We start from the raw sequence: 12,639 nt of genomic DNA, 5'->3' as shown, positions 1-12,639 counted from the left end.
GAGGCAGCCATGACCCGGTGGCGGACGGCCTGGGAGGCGGGGACGCTCCGCATCGTGGTGCACCACGTGGATCTGCTTGCGATCCCACCGGGCAGGTGACGAGGTTCAGCTCGGCGGCCGGCCGAACGTGGTGAGGAAACGATCGCGGAAGGTGTCCATCCGCCACACCTGCGCGCGCGGACTCGGCGCCATCCCGGGCTCCCAGCGCCATGCCGCGATCCGGTCAAGCACGTCTCTGTCGCGGGTGACGACGGTGATCGGCACGTCGCGTTCCGGGCCACCTCCGGTGATCATCGATGCGGGCTGGTGGTCGCCCACGACGATGAACACGGTCTTGTCGTCGCCGTAGCGTTCGATGAAGGACGTGATCGTCCGCAAGGTGTAACGGATGGTGTCGGCGTAACCGGCGCGGGAGCCGCCAGGGGGCGACACCGTGGCGGGCGTCCGGCGCAGGATCGACCCGTCGCCGAGCTCGTCCCACGGCACCATCCTGGGCACCTTGTCCCATGGCCAGTGGCTGCTGATCAAGTCGATTTCGGCCATGATCGGCCCACCATGCCGAGCGAGTTCCCGGCGAGCGAACACTTCGAGGGTGTACTGGTCGGGAATGCCACCCATCGCGTAGCGCGGGCCGCGATAACCCAGCGCCTCCGCGTCGTAGTAGGCGTCGAAGTCGTAGAAGCCGCGGTGCGGCCACGGTCCGGTGTTGGCCGGCACGACGCCGACCGTCCGCCAGCCCGCCCGGTCGAACGCGGCCGTGAGGTGGAACCGGTCGGTGTCCATCAGGTCGGCGTGTTTGAGGTGGTTGTCCACCCACACCCCGGTCTGCAGCGTGGCATGGGCCAGCCAGCTGCCGCCGCCGACGGTCGGGGAAGTCAGGAAGGCGGACCGTGCTCCGAAGCCCGCCGACCGCAGGCGCGCCGTGCCCTCGGCGAGGGTTGCGCGCACCTGCGGACCGATCTCCCGGTCCTGCAGCGCGACCCGCCCGTAGCTTTCCACGAACATCAGCACGACGTTCTTGCCGCGCAGCGCGGTAAGCAGCTCGTCCGCTGGAACGTCCGCGAATTGGTCGTCCGCGACGGCACGCTCGAACTGCGCGCGATCTCGCAGGTCGGCTGCGATCTCCCTGGCCTGGTCGTAGGCGAACCCGGCCGCGCTGCTCGCCGCGACCGGCAGCCCGGCAACCAACGCGACCACCCACACCACGGCAAGGGCGAGGGCGGTCCGCATCGCGGGCGTCCGGCGTGCTCGCACGAAGCCACTCACTCGGACCGCAGCGATCGTGCAGCAGACCACCAGAGCAGCGGCAGCAAGCACCACCGCAATCACCGTGGCGATGGCCAGCGGCCTGCCGACCTGGGGCGTCAGCAGATCGATCACCGGGGTGAGCGATTGCCAGTCGTAGGCCAGATGAAAGCTCCGGCCGAGTGCGGTGAACAAACCCAGATCGAGGGCTTTGACGAAAGCGACGACCCCCAGCGTGAACCCGAAACCGGCCGCCACCGGGCGCACCGCCCGGACAGGAAGAAGCAGCAGCACGACAACGACGACGACCGGCTCGACGGGGATCCGGAAGAACGACCACACACTCAGTGCCGCGGGATCGACCGGGGCCAGCACGGCGAACAGGGCCACGCCGAGACCGAGAACGGTGACAATCCCAGCCGCAAGCGTCCGGCCGCGCTTCAGCTCTGACGGCACCTTTGGGACACTACCCGCCGCATTTCGCACTGACGGCGCGCCGACCGTCGCCTATGTTTGATCAATGACGACCACCACCCCAAGGCCGCGGGTCGGTCCGCTGGTCTGGCCGCTGGCCGGTGTCGCGGCACAGCTCGCCGAGCTCGGGCTGCTGGCCGTCTCATCCGGCCTGACGGTCGCCGGCTGGCTGATCGGTGGGGGGTACGGGCTGGTGACGGCCGCGCTGCTGATCGGGGCGCTGCGGCGTTCGCAGCGGCGGACGGTGGGGCCGGCGGATGTCGTCACCCTGCTGCGCTCGACCTTGGTGGGATCGGTGGCAGCGCTTGCCGCGGACAGCCTTGCCGGGGCGCCGGACCGGTACGTGCTCATCACCTCGACCGCGGTGGTCGCACTCGCATTGGACGCCGTGGACGGTGTGGTTGCCCGCTCGACGAACACGGCGTCACCGCTGGGCGCGCGGTTCGACATGGAGGTCGACGCTTCCCTGCTGGCCGTGCTCAGCATCTACTTGGTGCCGTCCGCCGGCCTGTGGGTGGTGGCCATCGGAGGGATGCGCTACGCGTTCGTCGTGGCCGGGTGGCTCCTGCCCTGGCTCCGCGGGCCGCTGAAACCGACCCGGCTCGGCAAGACCGTCGCCGCGATGCAAGGGATCGTGCTGATCGCCGCGTGCTCGCGGGTGTTCCCGGCGTGGGCCACGACGACCATGGTGGCCGCCGCACTGGCGCTTCTGGTCTTCTCCTTCGGACGGGACATCGTGCGGCTGTGGCGAGCGCGGCCGCCCGGCTGACAAGCGGGAACGATCGCGAACTGGCATCTTCTTCGCCGATCAGGTCGATACCATGATCGCGTGGGTGACGAGCGTCCATCGGAGCAGGCAACGCCGAAAGCGGTGGGTGACAAGCGTGTGGGAACCCTCGTCGGACGAAGCGCGCTCGCGGTCACCCAACTCATGGCTCTCACCTCCGCCCTCTCGGCCAGCTTCACCATCGTCTTCCCCGAGCTTCTGAATCGGATCGAGTTGGTCAGCTTCGCCACATTGGTGGCCTTGCTCGGCGTTGGTCTGGCGCTGTCGTTTGCCTTGTCACGAATACGCCCGAAGACGATTTTCACGCTCGCCGACATCACCGATCCCGAATTACGAAAACTGTTCGATCAAGCCACGCAGGACATCGTCTGGTTTCGCCGCGAACTCGAAGTCGTGCCCGCCGGCCGCACGGAGGACAACCGTTGAGCCAGGACCTCGACAGCGACGTGCCCGGATCCGAGAACCCGGACGTCGGCCAGGACGCCAACCTGCTGCGAGCCGCCCGCCGTATCAATAGCGAGCTGCACCGGCATTCGCATCGGCCGATGATGCTCAGCCAGCAGGCCCGCGACCGGCTGACCGAGCTGCACGCCGACTATCTCGCCGACCTGGCGCAGGAGGCCATCCGGACCGCGCGACGCGGTGGTGTGCAGACGGTCGACGAGTTCCACGTCGAGCAAGCCAGCTCTCGGCTGGGGCTGAGCCAGACGTCCGGGGCGCTGGAAACCACCGCCAACACGCTCGGCGGCGTCTTCGCCGGTGCCGGCATCGCCTTCGCGTACGAGCTGGTCTTCACCGCCGGGCCGCACAGCACGACCAAGATCGCCACGGCATTCATCATGTCGATCGTCGGCTTCGTGCTGCTCTCGATCGGCATCACGACGACCTGGAGCCGCAGGTCGAGGGCCGGTTAGCCGCACGACGACCGCCTGCGCACCGAGCATCGGCTCCGGTGCGGCAACCTCCTGTCCTGGCCGGGCATGAGCCAAGCGCGTGCACACCGCACGCGAAGGAGGAAGATCTCATGTCTCGTCCCAGCTTTCGTCGCGCTGTGGCTGCCCTGGCGGGGCGGGAACGTTCGCTGGTTCCGGGGCCGTGGCCGCCGCGCAGGGCGGCGACTGGCAACAGCCGCAGATGCTGCCGCCGAACGAGGTGAGTTCCACGGACGGTTCAGCGTCGGCGCGAACACCAACGGTCAGGTGGCCGCGATCTGGATGCAGAACGACGCCGCCAACGAGCAGCGCGGCATGGTGCTCTTCCGGACCCGGACCGCGGGTGGTGGCTGGTCGCAACCCGAGACCGTCGTCCGGCTCCGAGGGAGAAACGGCCTCGGCATGTCGTTCACGGCGGACGAGTACATCCGGTACAGCAAGCCCGGCTCTCCGTGAGCCCGCCGATGCGGCCTGACTATGCGGGATCCGGCCGGCCGGGTGGCTGGTCATCCGGCTGCGCGCACATCGACGCGCAGCCGGGGTTCAGTTCGATCGCCCGAGCCACGTCCGCCGCCTTCTCCTCCTCGCGTCCCATCAGGGCATAGGTGACCGCCCGCTCGACGAAGTTCTGGTAGCGGTTGGGCCCGAGCTCGATGGCCCGGTCGTGATCGGCCAGCGCATCCTCGAACCGCCCCATGCATCGGTAGGTGACCGCCCGATCCCTGAAGTTCGTGTACTCGTCGGGGCCCAGCTCGATGGCCCGGTCATGATCGGCCAGCGCATCCTCGAACCGCCCCATGCATCGGTAGGTGATGGCACGCTGACCGATGGCGAAGCCGTCGGGGCCGAGCTCGATCGCCCGATCGTGATCGGCCAGCGCCTCGGCATAGCGCTCCATGTCCCGATACGTGACCGCGCGCTGCGTGAAGACTTCGGCCTCGCCGGGCACCAGCTCGATCGCTCGGGCATGGTCGGCCAGCGCTTCGGTGAACCGTCCCATTTCCCGGTACATGACCGCGCGAATGAAGAAGTTTTCGGCGTCCTCAGGGTCGAGCTCGATCGCTCGCTCCATGTCGGTCAGCGCCCGGTCGCCATCACCCGTGCCTCTCCACATCGCGGAGCGCAGCAACAGGTATACGGGATCCTCGTCCAGCTCGATCGCCTTGGTCAGTTTTTCGACGGCTTGCGCACAATTGCCCATCTTCTCGTACGTCACCGCCCACTGGGCATAGACCGTGCTGAGGCCGGGCTCGAGCTCGGCCGCTCTGGCGTGGTCCGCAAGCGCCTTGTCGTAGTCGCCCAGTGTTCGATACGCCACCGCACGCCGCGAGAAATACCATCCCTCGTTCGGATTGAGTTCGAGCGCGCGCGTGTAATCGTTCAGCGCGTCCGCCGCGCGCCCCATGTCCAGATAGACCTCCGCGCGCTTGAAGAGGCAGCCGTCATTGTCCGGCCTACGGTCGAGCGCCCGGGTGTAATCGATCAGCGCATCGAGATGCCGTCCCATGTCGTGATGAATGCCCGCGCTCACCTCCAACGGCCAGTCTTCGCTCGGAAAACGTTCGGCCAGCCGGGCGGCATCAGCCAACGCTTCTCCGTACCGCCCCACTGCCCGCAACGCCACGGCCCGGCCGCCGAGTGCCCCGACCATGTCCTGATCCTCGTCCAACACCTGATCGAAGTCCTCGATCGCGTCCTCGAAGCGCGCGCTGCTCATGCGTTCGTAGCCGCGCTGGACGAGCGCATCAAGCCGAGCGTCTGAAGCGAGGTTCGGAAAGCCCAGCAAGATCGTCAGATACGCCTCGAGATCGTTTTTCCGGACGGCGTCATCCAATCGTCGGGTCCACCGGAGAAGCGTTTCGTCCCCACTGTCGGCGGCCGCCTCGTTCATCATGGAGACCCAGCGCCGCAGGACAGCACGATCCGCTTCCGCGATCGCGACCGAATCTGCCATGGCGTCGGCCAGATTGGCCTGCGGCTCGGCACACAGCTGGTGGTAGCACTCTTCCAGACCGCAATTCAGCCGGGTGGGGTCCTCCCACTCGTCGCCGTCCGGCTCGGGCACTGCTTCGCGTTCGGTGCGATAGTGGCCGGCCAGCCGCTGATGAAGGTCCCGCCATCGTTGTGGCGAGCGCGCTTTCAGCAAGCGCAGCATCGCTGACCGCGCGACATCGTGGTACTTCCAGTTGTCCCGGGTCCTGGTGACGAAAGGAAGATTGCACACCCAGTCGAAGACGTCCGCTTCATCGGCGTCGTTGCTGATCACCGCGAGCACGTCGGCGTTGAAGTGCCGCGGTGTCGCTGCGGTGAGAGCCGCATCGCGCAGCCGGGCATCCGGCTCCCATTTCAAAAAACGCTCCACGGCGCTGTTCGCAGGATCCTCGACCGAGTGCTCGTCTGCCGGTCCCCTGACCGCCAGGGCGTTCAGCCACACCGGGAGCCGCCCGGACAGCGACAGGATCGTCGCCACGGTGTGCGGGTCGTGGACGTTGTGCCTGGCGAGCAGTTCGCGCGCTTCGGCCTCGGTGAACGGCGCCAGCGGGACGTCCTCGACTATGCCCAGGTACGGCGCCCAGTCGTTGACATCGAGCTGACGCTGCCCGGCGATGGTCATCACCAGCTCGGCGGGCAGGGCGCCGTACTTGCCTTCCAGCAGGTCCAGGATCCACGGCTGGAGGAAGTGCGACGTCCGTTCGAAAGTGTCGAACACCAGCGACACGGTCCTGCGCTTGGCCAGCCGGCTGAGATCGGCGACGAAGAGCTTGGTCAGCACCGCGACCGGCTCGAGCACCAGCCGGACATCCTCGGCATTGCGGAACTTCCGGCTCACATAGGTCCGGAAACGGTCGAGGTGTTCGTCGGTGATCGCCGCGCCGGCGACGTCCGCCAGCACCCCGAGGCTCGGGTCGGCCTTGGCCGCGGCCATTCCTGCCCTGGTGAGCAGGGCACCCAGCGTGCCGAACTCGCGCGATTGCGGATCGGCCATCAGCTCGCGCTGGCGCTCGCGATAGGCCGACAGCCGCCACCGGAAATCCTTGAACTCGCTCCCCTCGCCCGCCAGAGCGGCCGAGAGCACATCCATCGTCTCGATGACGTCGTACGCGCTCTCGTCGGTGCTACCGCACGCAGCCCCATGTTCGGCGGCTATGCGCTGAAACTGCTGCACCAAGTACGTCTTGCCGACGCCCGCGACACCGTGCACGGCGAAAACGAACGTGCGACGCTCGTCGTCCACCGGGAGAGCCAGGTTTTCGGTGAACCGCGCAAGCAGCTCCTGCCGCCCCACGAAGTCCGCGCGCTGTCGCCTCTTGATGATGCTCTGCAGGTCGGTCCGTTCGTTCACGCTTCCCGGCAGCCTTTCGGACAGCTCCTCGTGGCGGAGCGAATCGCATCGGGGTGTCCCCTCAGTATCCGTGACGTGACGGACCGTGTGACGCGATTCGATCAAACGCCCTCGTCACGAATGCGTTGCGCCGCCGGAATCGACCGACGTCCTCCTGTCAGGGACGATCCTGCCCGCGAGCCGCCAGCCCACCGGCCGAGCGCCGGGCAAGGTCTGTCACCAGACGGTTCGGTACCCTCCGCCACCGGCATCGAAGCCGCCACCACCGCCATCGAAACCGCCACCACCGGCATCGAAGCCGTCACCACCGCCCCAGTCGGACGGGTGGTGCGGGGTGTCCATGGCATAGGCAGCCGTCGAGCCGATCGGCACGCAGGCCGCCGCGATTCCGATCACAGCGCGACCGGGTGAAGCCGCGCGACGAGCAACGCGTTCATGACGTTCGCTCCCCGCACGCAAGCGGCCGACAGCCGGAATGGCCGTGCACCTGAACGAGACCAGGCTCACTCCCCGCGCGCAGACGGCCGATAGCTGACGGATTACGCGCGGATATGCCCGCAAGGCAACCTCTGGGCGCGCACAAGCGTGAGTCGGACAGGCTCTTGAGCGCCTGAGGAGGGATATCCACATGAGAAGAACACATCTTCGCCGATGTGTCGTCGCAGCTGCGGTCGCGGCCATGCTTACCAGCATCGGCGCGGCGGCACAGGCGCAAGAGGGGGATGGGAGAAGACCCGGGTCAGCGGAAACGAAGCGATCGACGGATACGACGTGACCGTCGACGCCAACGGCACGACCAATGTCATTTGGGCAGGCGAAGGCGGCGACGGTCCGCGGCAAGCCGTCCGGGTCCGGACCAGAGCGGCCGACGGCTCGTGGTCGGAGCCCCAGGTCCTGGCGGAGAAGGCGTCGGGGTTCGACGACTTCCAGGAGCCGGTGATCGCCGCGACGGCCGCAGGAGGTGCGGCGGCCGCGTGGATCGACGCGTCGGGATCCACACCGCGGATCATGGCCAGGGTCAAACCCGCAGGTGGCTCCTGGGGTGCGGCGGAGCAGGTCGCCAACGCCAAGGGCATCAGCCAGTTGCGGATCGCCGGGGCGGCGTCCGGGCACGTGATGCTGGTCTGGCGGCAGGACGACGGCATCCACGCCAGCCGGTACACGCCGGCCAACGGCTGGTCGGCCCCGAGGACCCTGTCGTCGTCGGGCGCCAATCCGGATGTCGCCATCAACGACACCGGCGTCGCCTACGCCGCGTGGAGCCAGAAGTCGAACAGCTCGGCACCAGACCGGATCCGCGCCCGCTACAGCACGCCCGGCGGCGCGTGGTCGACGTTCGCGACGTTGTCGTCATCGGATCGCCGGGCGGACGAACCGGCCGTGGCGGTCGACCAGAACGGCAGCGGAATGGTGGTCTGGAGCCAGCGCCGCGCCCCCGCCGTGATCCAGGAAGCCCACCGTCCGGTCGGCAGCACCTGGACCAAGACCGTCACCATCTCCAACACCAAACGGACATCGATCGAACCGGACGTCGTCCTGGACGCCCGGGGTTCCGCGGTCGCCGTCTGGCAAGTCCGGCTCGCCGGCGGAGACACCTGGAGCTACGAGGTGGACGCCAACAGCCGCCCGTCGGGCGGCAAGTGGGGCACCGCGCGCAGGCTCGACGTGGAGGCGATGAACCCGATGGTCGGCATGGACGGCCAGGGCAACGCCACCGCGGTGTGGCACAAGGACGGCTACTACCCGTGCGGGCTGGTTGCGGCCGAGAAGCCTGCGGGCAAGTCCTGGGCGGTGCCGAAGCAAGTCGCCAATGGCATCGACACCTGGTCGAAGGAGTACGCCGTCGGCGCGGACGGCACGGCCGCCGCGGTGATCTACGACCACAACGGTCAGGACGGCGACTGGGATCACCCGATCTACGCGTTCGTGCGGCCCTGACCGGTGACCGTCCCGGCAAGGCCGGGGGCCGGCGCCCGGTCCCCGGCCTTTCGTCGTTTCGGGCGTCGCGGAATGAGCCCTCCAGTCCCCGGGCGATCGCGGCTAGCATCCTCAGCACGACGCTCGCGACATCCACCACGGAGGGTCCCGCCATGGCCATTCCCCTGTCCCGCATGGGTGATTTCCTCGCGCACTGGACCGCCCGCAAGCCGGACCAGCAGGCACTGGTTTTCCAGGACCGCAGCTGGACCTGGGCGGAGCTGGACGACCGGGTGCGGCGTGCGGCGAGTGCCCTGCGTGCCGCGGGGCTGTCCGCGGGCGACCGGTTCGCGGTGCTGGACAAGAACCACCCGGCCTGCCTCGAGCTGACGCTGGCCGCGTCGATCATCGGTGCGGTCAACGTGGTGGTGAACTTCCGCCTGGCACCGGACGAGCTGGTCCACGTCCTCGACGACTCCACGGCGAAACTCGTCGTGGTCGGCGCGGAGTTCGCCGGAACGCTCGACGGCATTCGTGACCGCCTGCCGTCCGTCTGCCGGACCGTGGTGCTCGGCGGTGAAAAAGACGAGTACGAGCAGTGGCTGGCACAGGAGGAACCGCTGGCGGAGCTGCCCACCACGTCGGCCGACGACTGTTTCCTCCAGCTCTACACCTCGGGCACGACCGGCTGGCCGAAAGGCGCGATGCTCACCCAGCGCAGCATGACCGCGCACACCAACGCCGTCGCACCCGCATACGCCATGGACGAGGACACCGTCAACATCGTGGCGATGCCGCTGTTCCACGTCGGCGGGACGAGCTGGGCCCTGGGCAGCATGGCGACGGGTGGGCGGACGGTCGTCGTGCGGGAAGTGACGGAGGTGCTGCAAGAAGTCGCCAAGCACCAGGCCACGCACGTCTTCCTGGTGCCCGCGGTGATCCAGGCCCTGATCCAGCACCCGCAGACGCCGCAAGCGCTCGGCAGCGTCCGCGTCCTTGCCTACGGCGGCTCCCCCATGCCGCTGGACGTGATGAACCAGGTCCTGGAGAAGCTGTCCACGCCGCTGTACTCGGTGTACGGGATGACCGAGATGTCGGGGGCGTTCTGCTGCTTGAAGCCGGAAGAGCACCGCGACGAGTCGCGCAGGCACTTGCTGGCGTCGGCCGGGCGCATCCTGCCGGGGACAGAACTCCGCGTGGTCGATCCGACGACCGGCCAGGACGTGCCGACCGGTCAGCTCGGCGAGTTCTGGGTGAAGTCGGAGCAGGTGATGGCCGGCTACTGGCGCAACCCGGAGGCCACGAGGGAAACCATCACCGAGGACGGCTGGCTGCGCACCGGGGACGCCGGCCGGGTGGACGAGGACGGCTACCTCTACATCGAGGACCGGGTCAAGGACATGATCATCACCGGTGGGGAGAACGTCTACCCGGCAGAGGTCGAGCGCGTGCTCGCGCAGCACCCGGACGTGGCGGAGGTCGCCGTCGTCGGGGTGCCGCACGAGAAGTGGGGCGAAACCCCCAAGGCGGTCGTGGTCCTCAAGGAAGGGGCCACCCTCGACGAGCAGGGTCTGATCGACTTCACCCGGGAGAAGCTGGCGCACTACAAGTGCCCGACGTCGGTCACCGCCGTGGCAGCGCTGCCGCGGAACCCGACCGGCAAGATCCTGCGCCGCGAGCTCCGCGCTCAATTCCAGTCATGACGCGGCACCGCCGGTGCGCCCGGTCGTGCGCGGAGCCGTGCGGCACGCACGATTCCCGTCCCCGGGACGGCAGGCCGGCGAGCCCCGTGCCGGTCCACTGGTGACCTCACTGCCTGCGGGACCGGTCGACACCGTCATGGTGGACCGGCGGCCGGTAGACGGCACTCGTCTCGGGTGCGGCCTGCGCCGGAAGGAATCCGGATTGCGCAGGCCAGGTGTCGCCGTCCTGTGCCGGAATGCGGGGTCGGAATGCGGGCCGTCGCCTGCTGGGCGGACACCGTGGCCGGTGCTGCTTACGGCAGGCTCGTCGCCTCCTGAGCCGACCGCGCCACCGTGAGCCGCCGCGCCAAGGCTCGGCACGTCGGCATGGCCGATCCCGAGCCCCGCTCGAGCCTGGCCGTTCAACATCGGCATGGCCGATCCCGAGTCCCGCTCGAGCCTGGCCGTTCGACGTCGGCATGGCCGATCCCGAGCCCCGCTCGAGCCTGGCCATTCAGTTGGCTTCGTGTGCGTTTGTGCGATCCGAAGCGAACGTCCGGCGCGGTGGCCGGTGCCGTCCGGGTGACGGTTCGTCAGACGGCCCCGAGCTGGTCCGGATTCCTCCGGTGCGTGGGCCCCGCCTTCGTCACCGCTTACTCCCGCGGTGAGCTGCCGAGGCTCTGCACCATCCGGCCCACTTTCCGGTCCCCGCGCCCGGTCACCGTCGGGCGTAGGCCTTGTCCAGCACCGTCGAGGTCGTGGGCGTGGCACCGCGCCGCTCGTCCGGTGCCCTGGCGGGCGCCGAGCCTGCGGGCTCGGCCGCGACGAAACCCTTTGCCAGCAACTCACCGGACGGGGAAGGAACGCGCAGGAACGCGCGGCTCCGATACGACTTGGCTTCCACTTCCACCGGCACGTAGAGATCCGGGCGCTCGGCGGAGTACCCGGACGCCACGGCGTCGTGGTAGGCCCGCTCCGACACGATGGCGGCCAGGCAGGTCGTGTCGCCGGAGCGGGTCAGCAGGTTCCGCACCGGATCAGCGTCGACGAGCCGGTGCGTCTCGATCTGCGCATCGCCGCTGCGGTCGCCGGTCGGCCTCTTCGCGAACTCGGTCACCGGGCCGACGGTGATCGCGGCCCGCATCCGCAGCGGTTGCCCGTGGCCTGCGGCCAGTCCGCGCGCATTGCGGTACAGCAGTTCGTCCTGCAGCGCGGACAGCAACGGGTTGAGCAGCAACGGAAGCATGGCCGAGTCGAACCCGGCGAAGTACCCGTCCCCGGTGTGCCGGTGGAACCGCTGCTGCTGCCATGCCTGCGCCAGGCCCGCTCGTTCGAAGGCGAGCCGGAGTATCTGCGGGATGTCCTTGGTCAGCTCGGCGTGCCTGCTGCCTTCCCGGCCGTTGAAGTCCTTCACGTCGACCACGAACAGCGACCGGTAGGGCGGCAGTACCTGCGGGTGTCGGTCCATTCCAGATCAGCCTTCCCGATGGGACGACCTCGACGTTGCCAGGGAGGATCGCGCCGATACGCGGCCGGCGTTGTCCACCACCGGACAAATCGTAGTGTGGCTCACGTCACAATCCCGCATGTCGGCGAAGCTTCCGCACGTCGGCCACCACGACGCGCCGCCCGGACGAGAGCGCGCCGGTACTGCGCAACAGGGCGATCTGCTCGGCGACGGTGCTGCGGGCCAGCCCGAGGGCACGCGCCAGCTCCCCCTGCGACAGCGGGATGAGGAAGCGATCGGGCTTGTCCGGCGGGGCCAGGGTGACCAGCTCGTGCAGCAGCCTGGCCACCCGCCGCTCGGCGGGGAAGCGCGCCAGCTGCATCTGGCTGGGGATGGTCTGCGACAGCTTGAGCACCAGATAGTCCGCGTACCGCCCCACCGCACGGTTCTCTTCGAGGAAGCGGTGGAACCGATGGGTCTCGATCACCTTGGCGATGCACCGGTCGATCGCCATCACGCTGACCGTTCGCCGGGAGTGCTCGCCGGTGGCCATCTCGCCCACCACGTCGCCTGCCGAGCGCAGGGAGACCAGCAGTTCGTCGCCGTCCGGTGTGTGGCCGAGGACCTTCACCCGCCCGGACACCAGCGCCACCAGGTAGCCGCCTGGCTCGCCCTGTCGCATGAGGTACGTGCCCGAGGCGAACTCGCGGTGGGTGCCGAGCATCAGCAGGCGAGCCCACCCTTCGTCACCGAGCAATGCCCGAAAGCCAAGCGGCCGCTCAGCCACCTCGGCCTCCTGCCTACTGCTGCCA

Annotated in this window: 10 protein-coding genes; 6 read left to right on the top strand and 4 right to left on the bottom strand. The window is 68.6% G+C overall.

The annotated features are described in order from the left end of the window. Nucleotides 1–105 precede the first annotated feature (105 nt). Nucleotides 106–1,701: an alkaline phosphatase family protein gene (locus CXP56_RS00815; protein WP_038044954.1), complete on the bottom strand. Its 1,596-nt coding sequence runs from the start codon at nucleotides 1,699–1,701 to the stop codon at nucleotides 106–108. Between the two features lie 64 nt (nucleotides 1,702–1,765). Here CXP56_RS00815 and CXP56_RS00810 point away from each other — a divergent pair, with 64 nt between their 5' ends. The 4 genes from CXP56_RS00810 to CXP56_RS00795 all read left to right on the top strand — a co-directional run bounded on the left by CXP56_RS00810 (nucleotide 1,766) and on the right by CXP56_RS00795 (nucleotide 3,894). Continuing rightward, nucleotides 1,766–2,488 (top strand): CDP-alcohol phosphatidyltransferase family protein, encoded by a 723-nt coding sequence (locus tag CXP56_RS00810; RefSeq protein WP_038044956.1) that lies wholly within the window; start codon nucleotides 1,766–1,768, stop codon nucleotides 2,486–2,488. A 60-nt stretch (nucleotides 2,489–2,548) separates the two neighbouring features. Beyond that, the gene (locus tag CXP56_RS00805; RefSeq protein WP_156899184.1) at nucleotides 2,549–2,932 is read left to right on the top strand and encodes a hypothetical protein; all 384 of its coding nucleotides are present in this window, start codon (nucleotides 2,549–2,551) and stop codon (nucleotides 2,930–2,932) included. Beyond that, nucleotides 2,929–3,420, top strand: a complete 492-nt coding sequence (locus CXP56_RS00800) for a hypothetical protein (RefSeq protein ID WP_028847499.1) — start codon at nucleotides 2,929–2,931, stop codon at nucleotides 3,418–3,420. The genes CXP56_RS00805 and CXP56_RS00800 overlap by 4 nt, the downstream gene beginning before the upstream one ends. A 285-nt stretch (nucleotides 3,421–3,705) precedes the next feature. Then, a complete protein-coding gene (locus tag CXP56_RS00795; RefSeq protein ID WP_286899150.1) occupies nucleotides 3,706–3,894 on the top strand; it encodes a hypothetical protein in 189 nt (62 codons plus the stop codon). 19 nt (nucleotides 3,895–3,913) lie between these two features. Here the strand turns inward: CXP56_RS00795 and CXP56_RS00790 are convergent, their stop codons facing one another. Further along, nucleotides 3,914–6,781: a tetratricopeptide repeat protein gene (locus CXP56_RS00790; protein WP_286899147.1), complete on the bottom strand. Its 2,868-nt coding sequence runs from the start codon at nucleotides 6,779–6,781 to the stop codon at nucleotides 3,914–3,916. Between the two features lie 771 nt (nucleotides 6,782–7,552). Here CXP56_RS00790 and CXP56_RS00785 point away from each other — a divergent pair. Continuing rightward, nucleotides 7,553–8,719 (top strand): hypothetical protein, encoded by a 1,167-nt coding sequence (locus tag CXP56_RS00785; protein ID WP_286899144.1) that lies wholly within the window; start codon nucleotides 7,553–7,555, stop codon nucleotides 8,717–8,719. 152 nt (nucleotides 8,720–8,871) lie between these two features. Beyond that, nucleotides 8,872–10,401: a long-chain-fatty-acid--CoA ligase gene (locus tag CXP56_RS00780; protein ID WP_286899141.1), complete on the top strand. Its 1,530-nt coding sequence runs from the start codon at nucleotides 8,872–8,874 to the stop codon at nucleotides 10,399–10,401. Nucleotides 10,402–11,098: 697 nt separating this feature from the next. Here the strand turns inward: CXP56_RS00780 and CXP56_RS00775 are convergent. Together CXP56_RS00775 and CXP56_RS00770 are read right to left on the bottom strand one after the other, a co-directional pair. After that, a complete protein-coding gene (locus tag CXP56_RS00775) occupies nucleotides 11,099–11,848 on the bottom strand; it encodes a hypothetical protein (RefSeq protein WP_286899140.1) in 750 nt (249 codons plus the stop codon). Between the two features lie 106 nt (nucleotides 11,849–11,954). After that, a complete protein-coding gene (locus CXP56_RS00770; RefSeq protein WP_028847293.1) occupies nucleotides 11,955–12,614 on the bottom strand; it encodes a Crp/Fnr family transcriptional regulator in 660 nt (219 codons plus the stop codon). Nucleotides 12,615–12,639 lie beyond the last annotated feature (25 nt).

The sequence above is a fragment of the Thermocrispum sp. genome, assembly GCF_002919275.1.
Taxonomy (GTDB): Bacteria; Actinomycetota; Actinomycetes; order Mycobacteriales; family Pseudonocardiaceae; genus Thermocrispum; species Thermocrispum agreste.
This window is presented reverse-complemented; position numbering and strand designations above follow the sequence as displayed.